We start from the raw sequence: 25527 nt of genomic DNA on the forward strand, positions 1-25527 counted from the left end.
TATGGGCGGATGGCGCCATCCGTGCGCTGTGGTGCGTGCGGTCGCGCGCCTGCTGCGCGCTGGGTCAGATCGAGGCGAAGGACCGGCCCGGTGCGGGAGCCGGTGGGATCCGCGGTGACGGCGCTCCCGGATCCCTCTGGAGCCTGACGGTCTCCTCGGGGGTAACCGTGAACCAGGTGACGAGCAGGAGGCCGAGCCCGGTGACAACCGGGGCCAGCAGGCCTCCGGACAGCACGCTATAGAAGATCAACACCGACCCGGAGAGCACGAACGACTGCGAGCCGCGTACGAACATCRCCACCACCAGACCGATGAACGCGGTGGTCCCGACGACGCCGTACTCGAGGATCAGCTTGGGCAGGAGGGCGTAGTTCAGCGGCAGTCCGGTGCGGTAGAAGAACGCGGCCGCGTCCCGGTCGGCGAACCCGGGCCCCGAGCCGAACGCCACCGTCATCGGGTCGCTGCCGAGCGCGTCCCAGGTCCGCTGGTACGGCTGGACGAAGCGCAGGCTGCSGCTGGACGTCGATGAGGATGTCTCCGTAGCACGCGCGGCGAAGATGCTCGATGCCGGGGTGAAGCTGATGATCAGCGCCACGAGGCTCACTCCGAGCAGGGCGGTGAGCGCGAATCGGGCGCCCTTGTGAACGGCCAGCAGGACGCCTGCGCAGGCCAGCAGGAGCAGACCTGTGCCGGAAACGGTGCTCAGGATGGCCAGCACAAACATGATCATGCGCCACCAGCCGCCGTTGCGCAGTGTGCAGACCACGATACCGAAGCCGAGGAACTGTGAGCAGAATGACGCCTCGAGGCAGATGAAGGCGTTCGACTTGTACAACGACGAGCCGTACTGCACGGGGTAGGACGTGTTGAACCCATGCATCAGGAACTGCGACGGCACGATGTCCTTGACGACGTCGGTGTACGGAACGCCGACGAGCTGAATGGCGAACTGGAACAGCGCGAGACCGGCGAGTACCGTGATCATGATCAGAAAACGGTCCAGCAGCCGGGGCAGGAGAGCGCGGGCGTCCGCGCCGCGCAGGCCGAGGACGAACGGCACGTACGTCGCCAGCAGCAGCAGCAATGAGGTGAAGGACGTGTCGTCCTTCTCGCGGAGGAAGCAGACGAGTGCCGAGGCCGAACATGCCGTCATCGCGACGAGGTAGGTGGTCACCCGGCTGGAGTTGTACGTCAGACCTCCGCGGCGCAGCATCAAGGCCGCGCAGACATAGGTGATCGGCAGGATTACCTGGACCTGTGAACCGCCCACCGGGAAAGCGATCCGTTGCAGGAAGATCTCGCAGAAGAGCAGGATCGTCAGCATCCGGAAGGTGGCGTCGTTGACCGACTTCCCGCTGCCGGCCTCCTGGGTCGGGATCACCCACGACCGTGGAATCCTGGTCGTGAGCGTGGTGGTGACCACTGGTTCCCGTCCCCCCCGTTCCTGGTCAGTGGGCTCCCGGGCGCCGCGTCCGGCGACGGGGGTCCGGCGATGGAAGCCCATCCGCACGTCGGCAGGTCGGCTAGCTGGCGCTACGGGCGGACGGCGTGGGCGATTCAGTCTATCCGGGGCCCTCGTGCCGTCTCGCAAGGTGGTCTCCGTGCCGTTTCCGGAGCGCATGGTTGCGTCTCCGTCACGCCTTGCAGCCAGCTGCTGGGGGGCTCTTCGAACCCGGCACGGGCGATGAATAATAGCGGTCGTCAGGCTTGACCGCCATCGGTTCGTATCCGTGCAGATCTGGATTCCGGCGGGGCGGGGCGGACACATGCCCTCGGCCACCCGGGACCCGGACGCTACACCGCTGACCTGCTCCGCCGCGGCCGCGGAGGCCGGTTCGTCCTGGTCCTGGATCTTGCTTCCGGATCTTGGTTCCGGTCCCGGGGTTCCGGTCCCGAGTCCGGGACCGCGCCGTCGGCGGACTTCTGGGCCTCGGGGCCCGTGGGCTCTGGCGCGCCCACGGGCCCCGAGTCGTTGCGCAGCGTGAGTGCGTCAGTAGCTCTTCTTCGCCGGCCGCAGGTGCAGCTCGGTGATCTCCGCGGTGGGTGGGAGCCGGATCAGATAATTGACGAGATCGGCCACGTCGGCCGCTTGGACGAGCAGCTCGGGTGCGTACTCACGGCCTTCCCGGGCGTAGATCGCCTCCTGCCTTGGGGTCGCCGTACGGCCGAGATGGATGGTGGTCACCCGGATGCCGTCGGCGTTGATCTCCTGGCGCAGGCTGTCGGCGAACCCCCGCATGGCGTGCTGGGTGGCGGCGAACACGCTGGTGCCCGCGCCGGCCCGGATGCCCTGGGTGGAGTTGACGATGACGATGTCGGCGCCGCGGTCGGCCCCGGCGACCCGCAGCGCCGGCAGCAGCCGCTGGGTGAGCGCGTATGGTGCTCGGACGTTCGCGAGGTACTGGGCGTCGAGATCGGCCAGCGACACGGCGTCCACCCGGGCGCTTCCGTAGGCGCCGGCGCTGTGCACCAGATGATCGACGCGGCTGTAGCGGTCCGTGACCTCGGCGGTGAACGCGACGACGGCCGCGTCATCGGTCAGGTCGAGGCGCACCGGCGTCAGGGTGCCCGGACCGCTCGCCTCCTTGCCGAGGGCGTCGAGCCGGGTCTGGTCGCGCCCGAGCGCGAGGACGGTGGCTCCGCCCGAGGCCAGCCGCAGCGCGGTGGCCCGGCCGATGCCGCTCGACGCACCGGTCACCACGGCGACCCGCCCGGCGAGCGGAACCTCGTCCGCCGCCGGGTCGCCCGCGCCGGATCCGTTCGGGGCCGCCGTCATGCGTTCTGGTGGGAGAACACCAGCATCGCGTCCTCCCGCGGCGGCGCGGTGTCGTAGGTCAGGCAGATGTCCTCGGGAATCCGGCTCAGGTCGGTGCCACGCAGGTAGTCCCGCATGGTCGTGCCGGTGCACTCCGCGTCGACGTTCGGCGCTCCGACGTGGTTGACCACGTCGTCGAAGTGGACGGTGCGGAAGTCCATGCTGAACCGGGTGCGGCCGGAGTTGTTCGGCACCGAGGAGTGCAGCTGGGCCGCCGAGAAGATCATTATGCCGCCGGAGGGGGCGACCACCCGGGTCTGCGGAAAGATCTCCACCTCCTCCTCGGGCTTGGGCTGCTTGCGGGTGTCGGACTTGATGTGCTTCGCGGCGTCGGCCCGGTTCTTCGCGTTCCACTCGTAGTAGTCGTAGTCGCGGGAACCGTTCTTCACGCCCTGGGAGAAGTAGCGCGGGTGGAAGGCCATGGCGTTCTCCGRCACGATGTCGAAGATCGGCATCCACCAGTTGAGCTGGCAGAACGGTGCCGAGTACCAGGTGTCGCGGTGCGGGTGGAAGGCATAGGCGATGCCCGAGGTGAGGTAGTCGTCCGACGTCGAGGTCCGCAGCCGGGGCACGTCGAAGTAGGTCTTCGACAGGTCGCAGCCGTGCTCGGCGAGAATCGCCGGCAGCAGTTCCTTGCAGGTGGGGTGRTGGATGAACCGTGGCTTCAGCTCGGCGAGCAGGGCCGCGTAGTCCTCGACCGGCATGTGGTACTGCGCCGTCTCGGGGTCGAGATCGCCGAAGGCCTCGCGGATCAGGGTGCGGCTGAACTCGACGAACTCCCGCGTCGCGGGCCTGGGCGCGTAGACGAACAGCTCGCCGGCGTAGAGCCTCGCCCGCCGCTCGTCATCGGACAGCGTGGATTCGACCAGTACCGAACTCATTAGGTTCCCCCTCGGAACGAACATGGGTGAGAAGCAGCCGGGCCATGGCGAGTTCGTCCGGCGTGGTGACATGGATGTTCGCCGGCTCGCCGGGGACGACCACGACCAGGCCGCCGGCCGCGGCAACCATCGCCGAGTCCTCGACGGCCTCGCGGGCCTCCGCGTGCACGGAGCGCAGCAGGTCCGCCCGGAAGGCGTGCGGGGTCTGCACGAGCCGGTGAGTCTCCCGCGGCAGCGAGGCCCCGGTGACCAACCGGGGGGTGTCGTCGGGGGGGCTGCCGAGCACCGTCGAGCGGATCTCCTTGACGACCTCGGTGAGCGGGAGCCCGGGTACGGCCGCGTCGGCGCCGGCGCGGACCTCGTCGATGACCCGCTGGTACAGGGCGGGAGTCGCGAGTGGATGGGCGGCGTCGGTGACCACGATGACCCCGGCGTCCGCGGGCACGGCAGCCAGCCCCGCCCGGACGGACTCGGCCCGGGTGGCGCCGCCAGCGACCATCCGCACTCCGTCCGGCGGTGACCAGTGGCCGATCAGGGCGGCGGGGACGACCACGACGATGCCGTCACTGGCGGGCCGCGCCGCCGCGACCGGATGGGCGAGCAGGGGCTCACCCCCGAGGTCGAAGAACTGTTTCGGCCCGCCGAAACGCGTGYCGCCGCCGCCGGCCAGCACGATCGTCCAGACCGGGCCGCTGTTCCCGGTGCTCCCCGCACCGTTGGCGACGGCGACAGCGGTGTCGGTCACCGCCGGRCTCCCGCGGGCGCGGCGCTGGTGACGTCGCTGCTGGTGACGTCGCTGAGTAGATCGACGCCCGCCAGGGCATCGGCCGCCGCCGCGACGGTGTCGAACGGCAGGTCCGCGCGGTCGGCGATGTCGAGCAGGCTGCGCGTGCCGTCGGCCAGGTTCAGCACCCACAGCAGGCCCATCTCGATCGCCTGGCGGTTCATGGTGGCCCCGATGGCGCGGTACAGGCCCCGCCGGCCGAGCTGCGGCTCCCCGTACGGGGTGGTGTTGCGCCAGATGCGGTCGCGCTCGCAGATGTCGATCGTCCGCAGCAGGATCGCGAACGAGTCGGCCAGTGACTGCGGGGTCACGAAGTCGAGGTCGTCCGCGGACGTGTGGTACTGCGGATAGTCGCCGTGCTGGCCGCGCCCGAACCGGCCGACGGGCAGGTCGAAGCCAGGGGAGCAGAACTGCCGTTCGTCGTAGCCGTAGGGGGAGAAGTCGACGACCCGGTGCGGCCGCCCGGTCTCGGCGAGCGCCGCCGCCGCGGCCCGGTCGACGGCGGCGTTACCCCGCCGGCTGCGCTTGTAGGTCGGGTCCGACCGGTCGCCCAGGCCGGTCAGCACCAGCCCGTGCCGAATGCGCCCGACGGTGTCGCGGTTGCGCGCGAGCCAGGTGATCGATCCGATCGTGCCGGGGATGAACAGCAGCCGGAAGGTGTGCCGGCGGGGCAGCCCGGCCAGGGTGCGGGCCAGCAGGGTGGCCGTGGCGATGCCCGAGCAGTTGTCGTTCGCCATCGCCGGGTGGCAGGTGTGGGTCGTGATGAGGAACTCGTCGTCCGTGGTCCCGGGCAGCACGATCTCGCCGTAGGTCAGCGACCCCGCGGTGAGGGTGGTGTCGATCTCCACGTCGTACTCGCCGTCGGGCAGCGCGGCGAGCTGCCGGTCGGTCAGGCAGAAGCCCCAGTTCTCGGTGTAGTAGGAGGTCCGGTAGGGCACCCAGTCCGGGCGGTCCGGCATCGAGAACAGGTGCGGGCGCAGCTCGTCGAGGGACAGCCGGGCGCGGACYGGTGTGCTGTACCCCAGCAGGTGCAGCGGGTTGTCAGCGGCGTCGACGACGGTCTTGCCGTCCGGGCCGGTCAACCGGGCCGAGGCGACGTTCCATTCCCGGGGCACGGTCCAGTCCAGGACCGGTGTCCCGCTGGGGACCTCGTGCACCGTGAGCGCGGGCTCCGGGCCGAGCGCCCGCGCGACGGTGGCGAGCGTCGTGCGGACACCGTCCCCGGTGATGCTGCGCATGGGGGGCAGCAGGGTGGCGACCAGGTCGTGCAGCCACGTACCCGGGTCGGCGCCTGCCGTCGCCGCGTACTCGCCGGCGTCGGCGGGCTCGGAACCGTTCGGGGGGGAAGCGTTCAGGGGGGAAGCGTTCGGCTCGGGACCGCCGGAGCCGCGGGAGGAATCGCTCATCGCTGGACCCGTCCGGAACCTCAGCCGGCCCAGACACGCCAGGGYGCGGCACCGGAATCCCAGAGCTGGTTCAGCTCGGTCCAGTCGCGGAACGTGTCCATACCCATCCAGAACCCGTCGTGAGTGTGCAGGGTCAGCTCGCTGTCCCGGGCCAGCTGCTGCAGCGGGTGACGCTCCAGCAGCAGCGCCGGGTCGTCGTCGAGGTACTTGTCGATGAACTCGCGCTCGAAGACGAAGTATCCCCCGCTCACCCAGCCGGTCTGCGGCGGCTTCTCGGCGAAGAGGGTGACGGCGTTGCCGTCCGTGGTCAGCTCGCCGTAGCGACTCGACGGCCGGACGCCGGTGACCGTCCCGATCCGCCCCGACGCCAGGTGGTCGGCGAGCACCGCGCCGACATCGACGGCACCCACGCCGTCGCCGTAGGTCAGCATGAACCGCGGGCCGGTCAGGTACTGGGCGACCCGGCGCAGCCGGGCTCCGGTTCCGGTGAGTAGGCCCGTCTCGGCGAAGGTCACCTCCCACGCCTCGTCGCCCACGGTGTTGTGGAACTGGGGGGTGTGGTCGTCGGAGAGCGTGAGGGTGAAGTCGGCGACCTGCGCACGGTAGGCGAGGAAGTAGTTCTTGATCAGATCGCTCTTGTAGCCGAGGCAGAGCACGAACTTACGGAAGCCATAGTGCTCGTAGGTCTTCATGATGTGCCACAGCACCGGCTTGCCGCCGATGTCCACCAGCGGCTTGGGTAGTTTCTCGCTGGCTTCCCRCAGCCGGGTTCCCATCCCGCCGCACAGGATCACGACGGGGATGTCCGCCACGTCGGGAATCTCGCTGGTCTGGGCGATCTCGATGCTCAAGGCTGTTGCGTCTCCCGTGCTCATGCCCCGGTCCGGACGCACTCGGGGCGGATGGGCGTCAATGGCCTGGTCGTTGCGGGACCGCGACGCGCTCCGGGTGATCCGGGGCAGCCGTCCCGCGGGCCGGCTGGTCGTGACCGGTGGGGGCAGCCACCGGGCGGTCCGGCTGCGCGGGCGGCGCGTTCCCACGCGGGTGAGGACGTCGCTRCTCGCCCGCGAACGTGCGTGCGGGCGTGACCCGTGGCAACGGTACCGTATGGTCCTTTGCCGGCTGGCGGTGTCCCTACGAACCCGCGTATGCGGCATAGACCCCACAGCCCYGCGGGCCTCCCACGCGTCTGACTTCCCTGACTTCCCTGGCTCCGGGACCGGATGACGGTTTCGGTGGGTCGGGTGCGCGTGTCGAACAATTCTCTCGGAGCGGGAGGGTTGGTCTACGGATGGCTGATCGTTGCACTSCGTGATAAGCCGAGGCCGCCGAAGGTGCACTTCGTCGGTGGTTGTTACTGTTTAGCGATCACTCTCGGATTACCGAACGAGCCTCGGCTCAGGTGTCGACGGTGATGGCGGACCTCGTTGCGAGCCACCGGATCGGGKAGAGTGTCGCGCTTGGCCGCACTTTTGCACTACATGAGTAAAAATGACTTTATAGATAGAAATGTACGACTGGGGTGATGCGGGTGCGCGGGCGCTCCTGGTCGGATGACCCTCCGGCCGCTGGTCGCTGGCCGGTGGCCGGATCGCCATCCTCGGACCAGGACGGCACGGTGCATCACTCCGAGACGGACCCGCCCCGTTCGGCCGATCGGCGGCCCGCCGGTGGGAGCGCCGGCATGCCGACCCCGTCCCGGGGCGAGTGGCCGGACGCCCGGCTGCTCCCGCTGCGCCGTCGCCGAAGCGACACGACGCCGCGGATCCTCCGTTCCCCTAGCGAGGGTTCCCCCACCGAGCTGGTCCACATCCGCCGCGACGGCGCTCCTCGCGACGCGGATGGCGGCCCGGTCACAGCCCCCGGCGGGGACCGGCCGGACCCGGTGCGGGCACGTCCGGACGGCGCCACCACGACCGTGTTCCATTGGCACGGGCGGCAGGCCCCGGCCGGGAAGAGGCTGGACACGCCGGACACGAACGTTCTGGCCCGGGACGTTCTGGCCCGGGACGTGCCGGTCTGGGACGGGCCGGTGCCGGACGCGCGTGTTCGGGCGGACGGCGGCGGTGAACCTGGCCCGGGTCGTCTGTCTCGCGTCGCCGGTTGGATCGCTGCGCGCCCGGGGGGCCGAGCCGGCCGAATCCCGCGTCTCCCGCTTGTCGCGGTCTCGATCGCGGTCGTGACCGCCCTGACCGCCTGGGTTCTGGTGTCCTCCGGAGGACACCCCACGGACACGGTGGCCGGCGGCCCGACGTCCGCCCCGCAGTCGCAGCCCCCGCCGCAGTCGCCGCCCGCGCGGTCGCCGAGCTCCGGCCCCTCGCCCGCACCGGGGGTCCAGCCGCCGGTCACCGTGCCCCGGGTGCAGCGGGCCGCCACGACCGGTGAGTTTCCCACGGGGGTCGCCGCGCACACGTTGGCGCAGGCGAACCGCTGGGCGGAATTCCGTGGCCGGCCCAACGACGTCGTCGTCATGTACACCGAGCGGTCCAGCTGGCGGGCGATCGTCGAGCCCTGGATCGGTCGCGGCGCCTCGACCTTCGCCGGGTTCTCCGGCACATGGGTCATCAGCCAGCCGCTCTTTCCGGACGAGGGGCCGGAGAAGGGCAACCTCGCCGACTGCGCGGCCGGCCGCTACGACGCCGAGTGGCGGCAGTTCGGCCGCTGGCTGGTGAGCATGGAGCGGGGCGACTCGTTCGTCCGGCTGGGCTGGGAGTTCAACGGGCTGTGGTTCGCGTGGGCGGCCACGGACCCGCAGCAGTGGGTGCAGTGCTTCCGTAACGCCTCGTCGGCGATCAAGGCTACCAGTCCGCGGGTCCGCATCGACTGGAACCTCAACGCCCACGGCTCGACCACGTCGGTCGGCGCCTTCGATCTCTACCCGGGTGACCAGTACGTCGACGTCATCGGGGTCGACAGCTACGACCAGTACCCGCCGAGCCCGACCTACGCTGACTTCGACAACCAGTGCAACGAGACCGGCGGTCTCTGTCAGGTGATCATCTTTGCGCGGATCCATCACAAGCTGTTCTCGGTGCCGGAGTGGGGCGTGGTCAGCCAGCAGGGCACCAAGGCGGGTCGGGTCGGGGCCGCGGGTGGGGACAACCCCGTCTATATAGAGAAGATGCACGAGACGTTTGTGCGTAACGCGGACATTCTCGCCTACGAGGCGTACTTCCCCGATGCCGTGCCGAACAACGTCCGTTCCTCGTTGGTCGACCCCACCATCAATCCCGCGGCGGCGGCGATGTACCAGCSGCTCTGGGGCTGATCCCTGGGGGCTGATCCCTGCCGGGGCTGGCTCGTCCCTGTTCGCCTGGTGGCCCGGGCTGCGGGGGTGTCGCAGGACACGGTCTTRCGTGGGGCGGACAGCAGTCCTCAGCACGATGGGCACGGCGGTGAAGACGGGCATCTTAGACCCCGCGTCGTCCGCCGCGTCCGCCGCGTCCGCCGCGCCCGCCACAACCAGTACCCGGTCAAGAAGCCCGGCCAGCGCGGCATCCGCCACGACGCCCCGCCCACGATCAGGCTCGCCAACCCGGTACTCCCTGRCATCGGGCGCCGGTGATCGGTGCTTACCCGGGTAGCTGCCGCCAGATTGCGCGCCAGYGGGTGTCGGACAGGGAAGCCGGATCGGCGCCCTCGGCACGGACTGTGCCCTCGACGGCGGCCAGCCGGTCCCGGAAGCGACGGGCGGTCGCCCGAAGGGCCCGCTCCGGATCGACGGAGGCCGTCCGGGCGAGCGCGACGGCGGCAAAGAGCAGATCACCGATCAGGTCGTCCCCCGCCGTGCCCGACCGGGCCAGTACGGCGGCCGTGGCGGCGATCTCGGTGACCCGATCGCCCGCGTCGGTCACACCCCACGCGGCCGTCCCGGTCAGCGCGAGATCCGCCGGGACGCCGATGCCGGCCGCCCGCTTCAGCAGCTTGGCCGCGAGGGACAACGCCGGTTGGGAGAGTGGGACACCCTCGGTCACCGAGACGCGCCCCTTCTCGACCGCCTTGATCGCGTCCCAGTTGGCGACGACGTTCGCCGGACCGTCCACGACCACGTCACCGAACACGTGCGGATGACGGCGGATCAACTTGGCCACCAGACCGGCCGCGATGTCATCGACGTCMCAGCCGTCGTCGGCGCGCTCGGCGGCGATCCGAGCGTGGAAGAGCACCTGCATCAGCACGTCGCCGAGTTCCTCGCGCAGCTCGGTGAGATCGCCGTCCTCGATCGCCTGATACGCCTCGTACGTCTCCTCGACCAGGTACGGTGCGAGCGAGGTGTGCGTCTGCTCGGCGTCCCAGKGGCAGCCGCCCGGCGACCGCAGGCGGTCCATGACCGCGACGGCGTCCAACAGGCTCGAGCCGGGCAGCTCCCTGGTGGYCACGAGGCTCGTCACTTCGACCCCGGTCACCCCGTCGACGCCGGCATCGTTGCGTTCCCCGGATCCACTCGCCTCGTCGAGGAGGCAGTCGAGGATGTTCGGCGCAAGCGGATCGGGTAGCCAGGCGACCTCGGCCGCCGCGGGATCAGGCAGGGCGGCCCGGATGAGGGTCACCGCGCCGGCCAGACCGCCKGGATCGCCGGGATCGCCGGGATCGACGATCAGGACGGTCGCACCGGCCGCCCGCAGCGCGGCGAGCTGAGGATGCGTGGGGCTCGCGGTCAGGACGGGCACCGTGCGCACGACATCCCACGCCCGGGCCGTGAGAATTCCCGGTGCCACCCGGGGGCTGGTGACGACCACGGTGATCCGCATCAACATGTCGCCGTCCGCTCAGGATCGGGTGGTCAGGTCCAGGATCGGCGTGGGCGCGGGCTTGCTGGCGATCGAGCCCTCAGCGGCGACCACGGCGAACTGCTTCGTGTCCCAGGTACCAAATCGTGGGTTTATCGAGATGGGATCCCGGGACTCGGCCTGCGCGAGTAGCGGACGCACCTTCGTCGCCCGTTTGTCCGCCACCAGGAACCGAGCCAGGTAGGGCTTGGCCTGCCGGTAGCTGAGAGGGATCTTCCCGATCTGATCGACGATGCTGTCGTACTGGGCGCGGGTGTCCGCGTCGGAGGCGAGGACACCCGGGCTGATCTTGTCCCCGAGCGCCGACTCGAACGCTCCCGAGCGGACGATCGTCGCCACGTCCTGCTGGGCGAAGCCTGCCGCGGCGGCTCGCTGCTCGAACGCCTTCACGCTGCCGAACTGCAGGATCGCGTACGCCTGGTAGTAGGACGCGATGTCCTGGCCGGTCAGCGAGATCCCCAGCCGCTTCGCCTCACCGGAGATCAATTCGAGCTGCACGAGCGTGGTCAGGGTTCGTCGCTGGAGTTCACCCCGGTTGAGACTCTGCGACGCCGACTGCGAGGTCTGCGGGATCGGTACCGTCTGCGCGGCCTTGAGCCCACGGTCGACGATGCCGCGCAGCTGGGAGGTCCCGATGGTCTGCGAACCGACCTGGGCGGCGGCCCCGGCATGGGTCGTGCACCCGGTACCGACGAGCATGAGGAGCCCGACACCGGCGAGGAGACGGGAAAGCTTCACGAGCCGAGACGGTATCCGCTCAGCGTGGCGTACGGTACGGCGCCCTACGCCAGGAGTCAGATCGAGGCCGCCGCGGCGGCKACCGAGTCGCCCGCGACCGCATGCAGGAGCTGGCCGACCCAGACGAGCAGGGCCCGGTCCCGCAATGGCCGGGAACCGATGYGCCCCGTCTCGGTCGGCGCGGGAACGAGTACGGTCCGCACCGCCGGTTTGACCACGGCGCCCCGGTAGAGCCGGGTCAGCCGGAGTGTCTGACTCTCCCGCAGCTCCAGCGGAGCGAACCRGATCTGGCGACCGGCGGTGATGATCTCCGTGACGCCGAAGCGCCGGGCAAGCACCCGCAGGCCCGCRACGGCCAGCAGGTTCTCGACCGGTTCGGGCACCGGACCGAACCGGTCCACGAGCTCGCCACGCACCTCGTCGATGTCGGCGTCCGTGGCGGCGCCGGCCAGCCGCCGGTAGGCATCCAGCCGCAGCCGCTCGCTCGGCACGTAGTCATGCGGCAGGCTCGCGTCGACCGGCAGCTCGACCTTGACCTCCGGGGGCTCCTCGACCCCCTCCCTGCGGTACTCGGCCACCGCTTCGCCGACCATCCGCACGTACATGTCGAACCCGACCGAGGCGATGTGCCCGGACTGCTCGCCGCCGAGCAGGTTGCCCGCTCCCCGGATCTCCAGGTCCTTCATGGCCACGGCCATTCCGGCACCAAGGTCGTTGTGCTGGGCGATCGTGGCGAGCCGGTCGTGGGCGGTCTCGGTCAGCGGCTTGTCCGGCGGGTAGAGGAAGTAGGCGTACGCCCGGTCCCRGCCCCGCCCGACCCGGCCGCGCAGCTGGTGCAGCTGGGACAGGCCGAACACGTCGGCCCGCTCGACGATGAGGGTGTTGGCGTTGGAGATGTCCAGGCCCGACTCCACGATCGTCGTGCAGACCAGCACGTCGAACTTCTTCTCCCAGAAGGAGACCATGACCTGCTCAAGCGCGTCCTCGTGCAGCTGGCCGTGGGCGGTGGCGATCCGCGCCTCGGGAACCAGATCGCGCAGCCGGGCGGCGGCCCGGTCGATCGTCTCCACCCGGTTGTGGATGAAGAAGACCTGCCCCTCGCGCAGCAGCTCCCGGCGGATCGCCGCGGCCACCTGACGGGCGTCGTAGGCGGCGACCGAGGTCAGCACCGGGTGCCGCTCCTCGGGCGGAGTGTCGATGGTCGACAGCTCCCGGATGCCGGTGATCGACATCTCCAGCGTGCGGGGGATCGGTGTGGCGCTCATCGTGAGCACGTCCACCGCCGTGCGCATCTTCTTGAGCTGCTCCTTGTGCTCGACACCGAAGCGCTGCTCCTCGTCGACGATCACCAGGCCGAGATCCTTGAAGCGGTTCTCCCCGGACAGCAGCCGGTGGGTGCCGATGACCACGTCGACACTGCCGGTAGCGAGCCCCTCCTGCACCGCCTTGTGTTCGGCGGGCGAGTTGAACCGGCTCATCGCCTTCACCACCACCGGGAATGCGGCGTAACGCTCGGAGAAGGTCTGGAAGTGCTGCTGGACCAGCAGCGTCGTGGGCACCAGCACCGCGACCTGCTTGCCGTCCTRCACCGCCTTGAACGCGGCCCGCACCGCGATCTCGGTCTTGCCGTAGCCGACGTCGCCGCAGATTACCCGGTCCATCGGGACCGGCTTCTCCATGTCGGCCTTGACCTCGTCGATGGCGGCGAGCTGATCGGGTGTCTCTCGGAACGGGAAGGCGTCCTCCAGCTCACGCTGCCAGGGACTGTCGGGAGCGAAGGCATGCCCGGGAGCAGCCATCCGGGCGCTGTAGAGCCGGATCAGCTCACCGGCGATCTCCTTGACGGCCCTGCGGGCCCGACTCTTGCGCTTGGCCCAGTCGGCGCCGCCGATGCGGTCCAGGCTCGGCGCGTCACCCCCGACATACCGGGTGATCTGTTCAAGCTGGTCGGTCGGCACATACAGTCGGTCGCCCCGGGCGTACTCCAGCAGAAGGTACTCCCGCTTGGCGCCCGCGACGGTCCTGGTGACCATCTCGACGTAGCGGCCGACGCCGTGCGCGTCGTGGACCACCATGTCCCCGGGGAGCAGGGCGAGCGGATCGATGCCCTTGCGCCGCCGGCTCGGCATGCGCCGCATGTCCTTCGTGCTCACCCCGCGGGCACCCGCGATGTCGCTTTCAGTAAGAACGGCGAGGCGCAAAGTATCGCTGGTGAAGCCGGTGGCGAGCCGACCGCAGGTGACTATGGCGACGCCCGGAGTGAGCGTGGCCTCCTCGGCGAGGCCGGCGCCCAGGTCGGCGTCGCGCAGCATCTCCACCAGGCGCTGCGCCGGACCGTGCCCCTCGGTGACCAGCAGCACTCGCCAGGACTCGGCGAGCCAGCCCTTGACGTCGGCGATGACCGCCGCGGTGTCCCCGTGGTAGATCGGCGCGGGCCGGAGGCTGGCGACCACCGTGTTGTCGCCGTAGTTGTCGCCGTACTCGGTCCCGTCGTRGGCGGCGCCCGTCAGCCCGGTGCCCGCCGGTTCCCGGTCGCTGCCTGCCGGGGTCGACATGAAGGGAGTGACCGACCACCACGGCAGGCCGAGATCCTCCGCACGCTCGCGGACCTCGATGATCGATCGGTAGGCGGCCGCGCCGAGATCGATCGGCGCGCCGCCACCCAGCGCCGCGACGCTCCACGACGCGTCGAGGAACTCCTGGCTCGTGCGCACCAGTTCGCTCGCCCGCGAACGGACCCGTTCGGGATCGCAGACCAGCACGTGGGTGCCGGCCGGCAGATCGTCCAGGAGTAGTGACATGGCGTCGACGAGTACCGGGGCGAGCGCCTCCATCCCCTCCACGGGGATGCCGTCGGCGATCTTGTCGAGCAGGTCCAGCAGCTCCGGGTGGCGCGTCGCGAGGTCCGCGGCCCGCGCCCGCACCTGCGCGGTCAGTAGCAGTTCGCTGCACGGCGGCGCGAACAGGACACGGCCACCACCGGCCGCGCCATCATCCTCCGGTAGCGCCCGCTGGTCCGCCACGGAGAACCGGCGGATGTCCTCGACTTCATCGCCGAAGAACTCGACCCGCAGCGGATGTTCCTCGGTGGGCGGGAAGACGTCGAGGATGCCGCCGCGCACGGCGATCTCGCCGCGCCGCTCGACCAGGTCCACCCGGTGATAAGCGATGTCCACCAGCCGCGTCACCACGCCGTCGAGGTCGGCCGTATCGCCCTCGGCGAGGGTGACCGGTGCGAGCTCGCCGAGYCCGGCCACCTGGGGTTGCAACACCGCACGGATCGACGCGACCACGATCCGCAGTGGYGGCCGACCGGTGCTCGCCGGATGCGCGAGCCGGCGCAGCACGGCGAGGCGCTGCCCGACCGTGTCAGCCCGGGGGGACAGCCGCTCGTGGGGCAGGGTCTCCCAGCTCGGGAAGACCGCGACCACATCGGGACCGAGCAGGCTGCCGAGCGCCGACGCCAGATCCTCGGCCTCCCGGCCGGTAGCCACGACAGCGAGGACCGGCCGGTCGGCCCCGACCGCCAGGGCCGCGGCGGCGAAGGGCCGCAACGCCGCGGGACCAGCGAGGTCGAGGACCGGTTCACCGACCGCGCCGATCGCCCGGCCCAGGGCAGGGTCCCCGCCGGGACGGGCGATCAGCGCGTCGAGCAACGGCGCGAGGGTCATGGGGTGCGTCCCTGTGCCTCTCGGTTGGTTGGGATCCGATGGTTGGGATCCGACGACGTGACACGGCGAGGCCGATCCGGCCCTGATCTACCGTCCGGCCCGGCCCCGCTCCACACGACGCTTCCGCCCGGCGATGCCCCGGTCCGCAGGCGCCGGCAGCGGGTCAACCTCGATACCCAATCGATCTTGATGCCGAGCCGACCTTAATACGGGTCAACCTTGATACCGGATCGACCTCGATCGGCTCAGCCCTGTCGGCACAGACGATATGTCCAGCCTACGACAACCTTCCCACCCGCCCCGGCAACCCACCCTCCTCCCGTTCGGACCGGCGCCATGTTCGTCGGGGCCGCGGTAACGTGCGCGTCCATACGAACGCGGGGCCGGCCGGGTGGACGCCGTGGACACGRCCGCGGGGCCGCATCGGCGAGCGCGACGGCTCCGACGTGACGCATCTCACGTTTCCGGCAACGCGGTCCGGTCGGTACCGGACGACGGACGGCACGCTCGGGCGCCCCGCACTCCCCCGTCCCGCCCGCTTCGGCGAAGGGGGCRCCACATCGCCGAGCGACGTACAGTCGACTGCCTGACGTCCGGTCCGGTTGCCCAAAATCGTCCGGTCCGGTCGTCCAATATCTACCCTAACGTAAGGGCCGAGTTGTCCACCAAGCGCCGTGGTGTTTCGGGATCGAACACGACCCGTGGCGACGTTTACCAGATCGGGGACGTTGCGGAGCGGGTCAGCCTCTCCCTGCGAACAGTCCGCTACTATGAGGAGTCAGGGCTCCTCGCGCCGGTAGGTCGGACCGTAGGGGGATTTCGTCTCTACGACGACGACGCCATCGAGCGGCTGCTCCTCATCAAGAAGATGAAACCGTTGGGGTTCACCCTGGAGGAGATACGGTCGCTGCTGGCCCTTCGTGATGAGCTCGCCGAGCCCGACCTCGCCGCGGGCGTCCGGGCCGAGCTCCAGGAGCGGCTTGGCACCTGGGTGGTACTCGCGGAGGAAAAACTCTCCACGCTTCGGGAGCAGGTCAGCGTCKCGGAGTCGTTCGTCGGCGGGCTGCACGACGACGCGAAACGGTCGGGAGGAACCGTCTGATCCGCGGATACCGATCACCGCACCCACCGCGGCGGGCCTCGCGCATCGCACCGGCAAGACCAAGATCAAAACTTGAAGTTATTTTCCGGCGGCGCCAGGGGTCCCCGCACTGCGCCGGAGGCGCTGTGGGTTCTTTGCGCCGGAGGCGCCGTGGGTTCTTTGAGGGTTGTCCCAGGAGGTTCGCCGAAGGCGAGGCGACGGAGACCCCGTACGGCGCCCGATGCCAGGGGTCCCCGCACTGCGCCGGAGGCGCCGTGCGGGGGAAGGCTAGCCTCTGAGGGCATGGCTGCCATCCCACGTAAGGCGCTGGCCGACGTCCGCCAGATCGCGGCGCGGCGGACGGCTCCGATCGTCCTTGAACTCGATCTGACGGTCGACCCGATCGAAGGCGTCCCCACCGACCCGATCACCCTGGCGCTCGCCCGGCGTCGGACGACCCTGCGGGATGTCGTCGAAGGCCTACGGTACGCGACCGAGGATCCCCGGGTGTCCATCGTGGTCGCGCATATCGCCGCCTGCGGGATGCCGCTGGCACGTATCCAGGAGATTCGCGCCGCGATCGCCGCGTTTCGTGCGGCCGGTGGCACCGCCATCGCCTACGCGGACACCTTCGGGGAGTTCGGGGGCGGCACGGCGCCCTACTATCTGGCCTGCGCGTTCGACGAGATCTGGCTCGCCCCGCCCGGTGACTGCGGCCTGACCGGTCTCGGGATGGAGGCGCCGTTCCTGCGGGGAGCGCTCGACCGGCTCGGTATCTCCGTCGAGATCGGCCAGCGGTACGAGTACAAGAACGCCGTCAACACGCTGGTGGAGCGGGACTTCACCCCGGCGCACCTGGAGGCGGTCAGCCGGATCATCGAGTCCAGCTCTGACCAGATCGTGGCCGGCATCGCCGAGGGACGCGGGCTGTCCACCGACCGGGTTCGGCGTCTGATCGATCTCGGACCGCTGGCCGGGTCCGYCGCGCTCGACACCGGTCTCGTCGACCGTCTCGGCTACCGCGACGAGGTGTACGCGGCGGCACGGGAACGGGTGACGCGGGGGCCGTCGGCCGGATTCGGGGGTGACGGGGAGGGCGCGGGCCGGGAGGATGCGCGCCGCGGGTCCGGCGCGGAGCCGGTTTTGATGTACGCCTCCGCCTACCGGCGGTCCGCCGAGCGGCGGGAGAAGTTCCCGGCGCTTCGCGTGGCGGCGCTGGCGGCCGGCGGTCCGGCGGCTTTCTTCTTCCGCGAGGTTCCCGATGATCGGGACGGCTCCCGTCCCGACGGCGCCGGGGAGGCCCACCTCCACCCGGACGAGGCCGCGGGCAGCGGGACGAGTGCGCTGGCCCCCTCCGTGACGGCGCCACATCGAGACCCGAAGAAGTCGGTCATCGCGCTCATCCATGGGACCGGGCCGGTCGTCCTCGGAMACGGTGCCCCGGGTCCGTTCTCCGGGCCGGTGCTCGCAGCGGAGGCCACCGCGGCGGCCTTCCGTTCCGCCGCGCGTGATCCCGCGGTGGCGGCGGCGGTGTTCCGGGTGAGCAGCCCTGGGGGTTCCTACGTCGCCTCCGACCTGGTCCGCCGGGAGGCCGAGCGGTTCCGGGCCAGCGGCCGGCCGCTGATCGTCTCGATGGGTGACGTGGCGGCCTCTGGTGGCTACTTCGTCGCCCTGGCATCCGATGCGATCGTGGCGAACCCCGGCACGCTGACCGGCTCGATCGGGGTGTTCGCCGGCAAGCAGGTGATCAGCGGGCTGCTCGACAAGGTGGGAGTGGGCTTCGGTGCCGTCGCGGAGGGCGAGCATGCGCTGATGATGTCGCCGCGGCGGCCCTTCACCCCGGGGGAGCGGGAGAAACTGGAGGAGTTCCTGGACCGGGTCTACGCCGACTTCGTTGACAAGGTGGCGGTCGCTCGCGGGCTGTCCCGGGACCAGGCGCACCAGCTGGCCCGCGGCCGGGTGTGGACCGGCGCGGACGCCCATGCGCACGGCTTGGTGGACGTCCTCGGCGGGTTGGCGCAGGCGATCGAACTCGCCTGGTCGCGCGCCGGTCTGCCGGCCGGTGAGACTCCGCGGGTGCGGCTGACGCCCAAGCCGTCGGTGCTGGAACGGGTCCGGTCGCCGAAGTCCAGCGAGGACCGCGGGGCCGCCGCGTCGGTGGCCGGGTCGGTGGCCGGGTCGGTGGCCGGGTCCGCCCTGGGCCTGCTCGGCGCTGGTCCCGGTGCCGGCTTCGTCCCGGGTTGGGGGGCGCTGGCACCGCTGGCGGCGCGGCTTGGTCTGCCCTCGGCCGGTCCGCTGGTCATGCCGCCGATCGGGCGGATCGGTTAGCCGGTCCGCACCGGTGGCCCACAACGAACTCGCCGGCCTGTGGGATGCGTGACACCGCCGTCCGCGGGAGGATCGACGCCCGGGTGCCCGACGGCCAGGCAGGCGGTGAAATGACCGTCGGGTGGCCGGTGAACGGACCCGCCGCGGGTGAATGGACGCGCCGCGCCGGGCCGGGACCGGCGTCGCGTCGCCGTGGGGCGACGGTAGTCTCGCAGCGACCGGTTTCGTCCGGACGGCACCGCTCGTCCCGCGCCACGATCCGCGGCAGGCCATCAGGGTCTGCCCCGGTGGCCTGCCGCGGGGTGGTGGCTTCCGGTCACCGGCCTGTGGCGGTCCGCTGCTGCCACCGCGTCATCGTTCCGTGTCAGAGCGCATACCGGAGGTCGAAGCCGTGCCGTCTATCGAGGCCGTCGGAGCCCGCGAGATCCTTGACTCGCGCGGTAACCCCACCGTCGAGGTCGAGGTCGTCCTGGAGGACGRCACGCTGGGCCGCGCCGCGGTGCCCAGCGGGGCGAGCACCGGTGCCTTCGAGGCCGTCGAGCTGCGCGACGGGGACAACCGCTATGGCGGCAAGGGCGTGACCAAGGCCGTGGCCGCGGTGATCGACCGGATCGGTCCGGCGATCATGGAGTTGGAGGCCACCGAGCAGCGTCTTCTCGACGCGACGCTCATCGACCTCGACGGCACCCCGGGCAAGTCGGCCCTCGGCGCCAACGCCCTGCTCGGGGTCAGCCTGGCGGTGGCCAAGGCGGCGGCGTCGTCGAGCGGCCTGCCGCTGTTCCGGTACCTGGGAGGTCCGACCGCGCACCTGCTCCCGGTGCCGATGATGAACATCCTCAACGGTGGTGCGCACGCCGACACCAACGTCGACATTCAGGAGTTCATGATTGCTCCGATCGGCGCGAGCACTTTCGCCGAGTCGCTGCGCTGGGGTGCGGAAGTCTATCACGCGCTCAAGAGCGTGCTGAAGGCGCGGGKCCTGGCGACCGGCGTGGGCRACGAGGGCGGCTTCGCGCCGAGCCTGCCCACCAACYGGGAGGCTCTCRACCTCATCGCCGAGGGGATCGACAAGGCCGGCTTCGCCCTGGGGACGGACATCGCCCTGGCGTTGGACGTTGCCTCCACCGAGTTCTACGCGGACGGGTCGTACACCTTCGAGGGCAACTCGCGTAGCGCCGAGTACCTGAGCGACTACTATGCCGAGCTCGTCTCCGCCTACCCGATCGTCTCCATCGAGGACCCGCTGGCCGAGGATGAYTGGGATGGCTGGGTGGCGCTCACCGAGCGGCTCGGTGGCAAGGTGCAGCTCGTCGGGGACGACTTGTTCGTGACCAACCCGGAGCGGCTGGCTCGCGGGATCGCCTTGAAGGCCGCAAACGCCCTGCTGGTGAAGGTGAACCAGATCGGCACGCTGACCGAGACGCTCGACGCGGTGAACCTGGCCCACCGYAGCGGCTACCGGGCAATGATGTCCCACCGGTCCGGCGAGACCGAGGACACCACCATCGCCGACCTCGCCGTCGCGGTCGACTGCGGTCAGATCAAGACCGGCGCCCCGGCGCGCTCGGAGCGGGTCGCGAAGTACAATCAGCTGCTGCGCATCGAGGAGGAACTCGACGACGCGGCCCGGTACGCGGGCGCCGCCGCGTTCCCCCGCCGCAGGCAAGCCGGCTGATCCCATGCCGCCGCGGAACACCGCGCTGACCACGAGGGCGACCCTGCTCGCCGTCGTGATCTGCGTGCTGGTCCTGACCCTCGCCTATCCGCTGCGGCTGTACCTGCAGCAGCAGGCCAAGCTCTCCGAGCTGAGCCGGACCAACGCGCAGGCCCAGGCGAGGGTCAACGAGCTGCGGGCGACGGTCGAGCGCTACGACGACCAGGCCTGGGTCGAGGACGAGGCGCGCCGTCGGCTGCATTACGTCAAGCCCGGTGAGCGGGCGTACCTGATGCCGATCAAACCGGCACCCACCAAGGACGGCGACGAGACCCGCGGCGGGTCGTCCGGGGGCTCGGCCTGGTACGCCCGACTCTGGTCGGAGATCTCGACGCCGTAGCGGTCACGGGGCGGGAGCCCCGACCCCGGTGYGGCGAAGGAACGGGCTTGGCGGACGGTGATGACGGCGATGACGGCGAGGGGGTGAGTATGGCACCGGYGGTGACGGCCGAGGATCTCGAGATCGTGCGCCGTCAGCTCTCCCGCGAGCCGCGAGCCGTCCTCGCGGTGGCCCATCGCTGCTCGTGCGGTCTTCCCGACGTGGTCGAGACCGCACCGCGGCTTGCCGGCGGCACCCCCTTCCCGACCCTGTACTACCTCACCTGCCCCCGGGCTGCGTCGGCGATCTCGCGGCTGGAGGGGGTCGGGGTGATGCGCGAGATGACAGCCCGGCTGGCGGAGGATCCGCGGCTCGCCGCCGCCTACGCCGTCGCCCACCGGGACTACCTCGCCCGGCGCGACGCGCACGAGGTGCTGCCCGCCGCTCCGAGCGCGGGTGGCATGCCCGATCGGGTCAAGTGCCTGCACGTCCTCGTAGCGCACAGTCTCGCCGTGGGTCCGGGAGTCAATCCGTTCGGTGACGAGGCCCTTGCGGCTGTTCCCGACTGGGGTCGGCGGGGGCCGTGCGTGGCCGGTGGCCGATGTCCGGGCGTTGACGAGGCCGAGGCGCCCGGACMCGCCCCGGGCGGCGGGGCGGCGGGCGACGGACCGACCGGCAGTCGTTCGACAGGGGATCCGGCAGGGGACCCGACGGGGGATCCGAAAGAGATCCGATAGGGGATTTGACCGGGGAGGAGAGACCGTGAGTCGGGTCGCCGCGATCGACTGTGGAACCAACTCGATCCGTCTGCTGGTGGCGGACGTCGAGGGATCGACCCTGCACGAGCTGACCCGCCAGATGGAGATCGTCCGGCTGGGGGCCGGGGTCGACCGGACCGGTGAGCTCGCGCCGGAGGCGCTCGCCCGCACCTTCACCGCGCTGCGGGACTATGCCGAGCAGATCGAGCGGCTGGGAGCCTCACGGGTGCGGATGGTCGCCACGAGCGCGACCCGCGACGCGCGCAACCGCCATGAGCTCGTCGCCGGGGTCCGCGCGATCCTCGGTGTGGACCCCGAGGTGATCAGCGGGAACGAGGAGGCGGCCCTGTCCTTCGGCGGCGCCATCGGTGACCTCGTCGGCCGAGCCGGTTCGTTTGACGCCGGTTCGTTCGACGCCAGTTCGTCTGCCGGTTCGGTCGAGGGCGCGCCGACGGGGCCGGTCGCCACGCCGATCCTGCTCGCCGACATCGGCGGCGGCTCGACCGAACTCGTCCTCGGGGACGTGAGCGGGGTGCGGGCCGCCCGTTCGGTGAACGTCGGATGCGTGCGGCTGGCGGAGCGGCACCTGCACGATGATCCGCCGACCGGCGCGCAGGCCGCGGCGATCGTCGCCGACGTGCACGCGGCACTCGACCTCGCCGCCCGTACCGTGCCCCTGACCGAGGCGGCGACGCTGGTCGGCGTCGCGGGGACCGTCACCACGGTCGCCGCCCTCGCGGCTGATCTCCCCGAGTACGACCCGACCCGCATCCACCTGTCCGTGACGACGGCGGAGCAGGTCGCGCAGGTCACGGACCGGCTGCTGAGGATGACGCACGACCAGCGCGCGGCCCTGCCGGTGATGCACCCGGGTCGGGTGGACGTCATCGCCGCCGGCGCGCTCGTGCTGCGCACCCTGGTCGAGCGAACGGGCGCCGCGGCGGTGGTGGCAAGCGAACGCGACATCCTCGATGGGATAGCGCTGGCCCTGGCCGCCGCGCCGGGCGCCCCGGCCACTGGGCCCGGGCGGGCGGCGCCGCCCGTCACCGCCGGCCCGTCGGTATGAGGACCAGCTGTAGGAGGACCGGTGGGGCGGGGTGACGGACGGGACGGGTGACCCGGTGCGGTCAGGGGGCCCGGTGCGACCGGGAAGCGGTTGGCCGGGGGACCTCGCCGCCGCCGACACACCGGTCGCAGCCACGCCGGGCGAGGTCCGCGCGTTGGCCGCCGACGCGACGGGCACCCGGGAGCTCGATGCCCGGATGTCCGTCTGCCGGGCCTGCCCGCGCCTGGTCACCTGGCGGGAAGAAGTCGCGGCGGTGCGGCGGGCGGCCTTCGCCGAGCAGGCCTACTGGGGGCGTCCGGTGCCCTCGTTCGGCCCGGGCGACGCCCGGATCCTCGTCATCGGTCTGGCGCCCGCGGCCCACGGAGGGAACCGCACCGGACGCATCTTCACCGGGGACCGCAGCGGCGACTGGCTGTTTGCCTCGTTGCACCGCGTCGGGCTGGCGGCGCTGCCGACCTCGGTGTCCGCCGGGGACGGTCAGCGTCTGACGGCCACGCGCATCGTCGCCGTCGTCCGTTGCGCTCCGCCCGCGAACAAGCCGACCACTACGGAGCGTGACACCTGTCGGCCCTGGTTGGTGCGTGACCTGGAGCTTGTCCGGTCCACCCTGCGGGTCATCGTCGTCCTCGGTGGATTCGCCTGGTCCGCCCTGTGGCCCGCCCTGGTCCAGGCCGGATTCCCGGTTCCTCCGCGCCGGGTGTCGTTCGGGCACGGCGTGCGGGTCGAACTTCCCGTATCCGGGGTGTCGGTCGTTGGTTGCTATCACCCAAGCCAGCAGAACACCTTCACCGGTCGGGTCACCGAAGTGATGCTTGACACGATTTTTGGCACGGCGGCGGAGCTCGCGGAAGTGGTTGAGCGGGCCGGGTAAGTCTTTGTCCTTGTGGCCGTCGACACAGAAGGTGAGCCGGAACACGGTCCCCACGCATCGGCACCACGGGCCGAAGACCGCCGGTATTCGTGTCCTGCGTCACGAAAAAAGCTGGGCGGCCAGCCCGGGACCAGGGTGTAACACGGCCCTCGTGGGTACGTTTTTGCCATGGGCTACGGGCAACCACCGCACATCCTCATCGTCGGCGGAGGATACGTCGGCATGTACACGGCCCTGCGGCTGCGGCGGAAGCTGCGCCAGGACGAGGCATTGGTCACAGTCGTCGAGCCCAACTCGTACATGACCTATCAGCCTTTCCTCCCGGAAGCGGCGGCCGGCAACCTTGAGCCACGGCACGTGGTGGTGCCGCTACGTAAGGTGCTGAAGGGCTGTCGGGTTGTCAGCGGAAGCGCGCTTCAGGTGTCGCATGGGACACGGACCGCCGTGATCAAACCATCCCTTGGCGAGAAATTTGATCTTAAGTACGACATCTTGGTGATGTGTCCGGGATCGGTGGCGCGAACCCTGCCAATCCCAGGGCTCGCGGAGCAGGGCATCGGCTTCAAGAGCGCGGCCGAGGCCATTTATCTCCGTAATCAGGTCATCAGCCGGTTGGACGCGGCCGCCTCGGTGACCGATCCCGCGGTCCGGCGCCGGGCGCTGACCTTTCTCTTCATCGGCGGAGGGTATGCCGGAATAGAGGCTCTTGCCGAGTTGGAGGACATGGCCCGCGATGCGTGTTCTTTCTATCCTGATCTGGAACCGACGGATATGCGTTGGGTCCTCGTTGAAGCCGCCGGCCGTATTCTTCCCGAGGTTTCACCCGGAATGGGGCTTTATACCCTCCGGCAGCTCGAGCACCGGGGCATCGACGTCAGGTTGAACACGCGGGTGGAGAGCCTGGTCGGTGGGCGGGTTGTGCTGAATAACGGTGAGGAGTTCGACGCGGGCACCATCGTGTGGACGGCCGGGGTGCGGGCGAACCCGATGCTGGCCGACACGGATCTGCCCTTGGACGATCAAGGCCGGGTGCGCGCGACCGTCTTCCTGCAGATCGACGGGGTGGGTGACGCGTGGGCCGCGGGTGACTGCGCGGCCGTGCCCGACCTGACCAGGGGCGAGGATGTCACGACCGGTCCCTCGRCCCAGCACGCCGTCCGCCAGGCTCGCCGGCTGGCCCTCAACATCCTCGCCGAGCTGCGCGGCGAGCCCCTCGAACCATACGAGCACAGCTATGCCGGCAGCGTGGCGTCCCTGGGCCTGCACAAGGGTGTCGCCGAGGTCTACGGGGTCAAGCTGCGCGGCTGGCCCGCCTGGTTCATGCACCGGACGTACCACCTGAGCAGGGTTCCCACCCTCAACCGCAAGACCAGGGTGGTCGCGGACTGGTCGTTGGCACTGTTCTTCCGCCGCGAGATCGTCTCGCTCGGATCCTTCGCCGATCCCCGGGCCGAGTTCCGCCGGGCGGCGATGCCGTCCGCGTTCGCCGCGGCCATCTCCCCAGGCACGCCCGGCACTCCGGTCACGACGACCGGGCGGAACGGGACCACTCGCGCCCCCGCGTCCGCCGTCGCAGCCGACTCGCCCGGCGATGCCGAGGGCGGTGAGGCCGAGGGTGGTGAGGCCGCGTCCCCGGGTGAGGATGTCGTCCGGGCCGCACCGACCGGCAGGATCTCCCGCGGCCGGAGCCGGACGCCCGGTCCGCGCGGCACGTGAACTGAGCGCCCGGCGGCACCATGGCCGGCGTGTGACGGTAGGGACGCCGGGAGCCTGCGGGCCGGTGAATCGTCGCCCGGTTGCGATGGTTCACCGGCCCTCGTGGCTTCACGGCACTTAGGTGGGGGTGTTTTCCCGCGTCTCCGCTCTGGCCGTCAGGACCAAACCCGACGGTGGACCCGCCTTTTAGCGATCTGAGCTGTCCACCGATCGAAGGGGATGGCGAACAGTTGGCATCCTCGTCACGATGAGTCACGCTTTCGGTCGTGCCGCCATCTCCGGACCACTTTTTCCGCATGTGTTATTCCCAGACCCTACGTAGCGTGGTAGAAACATCAGCGATGTAGACGAGCCGGTGTATCCCAACTGGTAGAGGAGGCTGTCCTAAAAACAGCTCGAGTGTCGGTTCGACTCCGACCACCGGCACAATCCTTTCTCGGTCATCCGGGCATCTGACCGATGAACCGCGGCCGAGGAGGGGAAGGCTTCGTCGCTGTGGGATGCTGTGAGGATGCGCGCGTGGACGTGCGCCGCGATGCCTTGTCGCCATCCACCGTGTCCCGGTGCGCCGGGAACTCCCGTATCCCAA

At 70.5% G+C, this 25527-nt stretch carries 18 protein-coding genes and 1 tRNA gene; 10 read left to right on the forward strand and 9 right to left on the reverse strand.

Annotated features, from left to right (window positions below; genetic code table 11):
- Positions 1 to 64: 64 nt before the first annotated feature.
- The 6 genes from Manayef4_RS04185 to Manayef4_RS04210 all read right to left on the reverse strand — a co-directional run bounded on the left by Manayef4_RS04185 (position 65) and on the right by Manayef4_RS04210 (position 6662).
- Positions 65 to 1423 (reverse strand): hypothetical protein, encoded by a 1359-nt coding sequence (locus Manayef4_RS04185; protein ID WP_070130681.1) that lies wholly within the window; start codon positions 1421 to 1423, stop codon positions 65 to 67.
- 567 nt (positions 1424 to 1990) lie between these two features.
- Positions 1991 to 2776 (reverse strand): SDR family NAD(P)-dependent oxidoreductase, encoded by a 786-nt coding sequence (locus Manayef4_RS04190; protein WP_011438308.1) that lies wholly within the window; start codon positions 2774 to 2776, stop codon positions 1991 to 1993.
- Positions 2773 to 3696 carry a hypothetical protein gene (locus tag Manayef4_RS04195; protein ID WP_070130683.1) on the reverse strand — a complete coding sequence of 308 codons (924 nt, stop codon included), beginning with the start codon at positions 3694 to 3696 and terminating at the stop codon, positions 2773 to 2775. Before Manayef4_RS04195 ends, Manayef4_RS04190 begins: the two co-directional genes overlap by 4 nt.
- Positions 3659 to 4441 (reverse strand): IspD/TarI family cytidylyltransferase, encoded by a 783-nt coding sequence (locus Manayef4_RS04200; protein WP_070130684.1) that lies wholly within the window; start codon positions 4439 to 4441, stop codon positions 3659 to 3661. Before Manayef4_RS04200 ends, Manayef4_RS04195 begins: the two co-directional genes overlap by 38 nt.
- Positions 4438 to 5886 carry a DUF4910 domain-containing protein gene (locus Manayef4_RS04205; protein ID WP_139139996.1) on the reverse strand — a complete coding sequence of 483 codons (1449 nt, stop codon included), beginning with the start codon at positions 5884 to 5886 and terminating at the stop codon, positions 4438 to 4440. Before Manayef4_RS04205 ends, Manayef4_RS04200 begins: the two co-directional genes overlap by 4 nt.
- A 20-nt stretch (positions 5887 to 5906) precedes the next feature.
- The gene (locus Manayef4_RS04210) at positions 5907 to 6662 is read right to left on the reverse strand and encodes a sugar phosphate nucleotidyltransferase (protein WP_254665453.1); all 756 of its coding nucleotides are present in this window, start codon (positions 6660 to 6662) and stop codon (positions 5907 to 5909) included.
- Positions 6663 to 7570: 908 nt separating this feature from the next.
- Between Manayef4_RS04210 and Manayef4_RS04215 the strand changes: the two genes are divergently transcribed.
- On the forward strand, positions 7571 to 9154 hold the full coding sequence (locus Manayef4_RS04215; protein WP_254665450.1) for a glycosyl hydrolase: 1584 nt from the start codon (positions 7571 to 7573) through the stop codon (positions 9152 to 9154).
- A gap of 304 nt (positions 9155 to 9458) precedes the next feature.
- Here Manayef4_RS04215 and mazG read toward each other — a convergent pair whose 3' ends face one another.
- The 3 genes from mazG to mfd are packed head-to-tail and all read right to left on the reverse strand — an operon-like array spanning position 9459 to position 15085.
- Positions 9459 to 10643: a nucleoside triphosphate pyrophosphohydrolase gene (gene mazG, locus Manayef4_RS04225; protein ID WP_070130689.1), complete on the reverse strand. Its 1185-nt coding sequence runs from the start codon at positions 10641 to 10643 to the stop codon at positions 9459 to 9461.
- 12 nt (positions 10644 to 10655) lie between these two features.
- Positions 10656 to 11414, reverse strand: coding sequence for a SurA N-terminal domain-containing protein (locus Manayef4_RS04230; protein WP_023840073.1), 759 nt, complete (start codon positions 11412 to 11414; stop codon positions 10656 to 10658).
- Positions 11415 to 11470: 56 nt separating this feature from the next.
- Entirely contained in the window at positions 11471 to 15085 is a 3615-nt protein-coding gene (gene mfd / locus Manayef4_RS04235; protein ID WP_070130690.1) for a transcription-repair coupling factor, read from the reverse strand.
- Between the two features lie 658 nt (positions 15086 to 15743).
- Between mfd and Manayef4_RS04240 the strand changes: the two genes are divergently transcribed.
- The 9 genes from Manayef4_RS04240 (at position 15744) to Manayef4_RS04280 (ending at position 25364) form a co-directional block, all read left to right on the forward strand.
- The gene (locus Manayef4_RS04240; RefSeq protein WP_070130692.1) at positions 15744 to 16187 is read left to right on the forward strand and encodes a MerR family transcriptional regulator; all 444 of its coding nucleotides are present in this window, start codon (positions 15744 to 15746) and stop codon (positions 16185 to 16187) included.
- A 282-nt stretch (positions 16188 to 16469) separates the two neighbouring features.
- Positions 16470 to 18494, forward strand: a complete 2025-nt coding sequence (locus Manayef4_RS04245; RefSeq protein WP_070130694.1) for a S49 family peptidase — start codon at positions 16470 to 16472, stop codon at positions 18492 to 18494.
- Positions 18495 to 18885: 391 nt separating this feature from the next.
- The gene (eno, locus tag Manayef4_RS04250) at positions 18886 to 20169 is read left to right on the forward strand and encodes a phosphopyruvate hydratase (RefSeq protein WP_070130719.1); all 1284 of its coding nucleotides are present in this window, start codon (positions 18886 to 18888) and stop codon (positions 20167 to 20169) included.
- 4 nt (positions 20170 to 20173) lie between these two features.
- Positions 20174 to 20548 carry a septum formation initiator family protein gene (locus tag Manayef4_RS04255; RefSeq protein ID WP_011438296.1) on the forward strand — a complete coding sequence of 125 codons (375 nt, stop codon included), beginning with the start codon at positions 20174 to 20176 and terminating at the stop codon, positions 20546 to 20548.
- A gap of 89 nt (positions 20549 to 20637) precedes the next feature.
- Positions 20638 to 21264, forward strand: coding sequence for a DUF501 domain-containing protein (locus Manayef4_RS04260; RefSeq protein ID WP_070130720.1), 627 nt, complete (start codon positions 20638 to 20640; stop codon positions 21262 to 21264).
- Between the two features lie 25 nt (positions 21265 to 21289).
- Complete coding sequence (locus tag Manayef4_RS04265) at positions 21290 to 22351, forward strand: Ppx/GppA family phosphatase (protein WP_011438294.1); 1062 nt, start codon at positions 21290 to 21292, stop codon at positions 22349 to 22351.
- A gap of 73 nt (positions 22352 to 22424) precedes the next feature.
- Positions 22425 to 23222, forward strand: coding sequence for a uracil-DNA glycosylase (locus tag Manayef4_RS04270; RefSeq protein ID WP_023840076.1), 798 nt, complete (start codon positions 22425 to 22427; stop codon positions 23220 to 23222).
- Between the two features lie 168 nt (positions 23223 to 23390).
- Complete coding sequence (locus Manayef4_RS04275) at positions 23391 to 24938, forward strand: NAD(P)/FAD-dependent oxidoreductase (protein ID WP_070130696.1); 1548 nt, start codon at positions 23391 to 23393, stop codon at positions 24936 to 24938.
- Between the two features lie 351 nt (positions 24939 to 25289).
- Positions 25290 to 25364 (forward strand) — tRNA-Leu (locus tag Manayef4_RS04280).
- The last annotated feature ends 163 nt before the right edge of the window (positions 25365 to 25527 follow it).

The organism is Frankia sp. CgMI4, assembly GCF_001756285.1.
Classification (GTDB): domain Bacteria; phylum Actinomycetota; class Actinomycetes; order Frankiales; family Frankiaceae; genus Frankia; species Frankia casuarinae.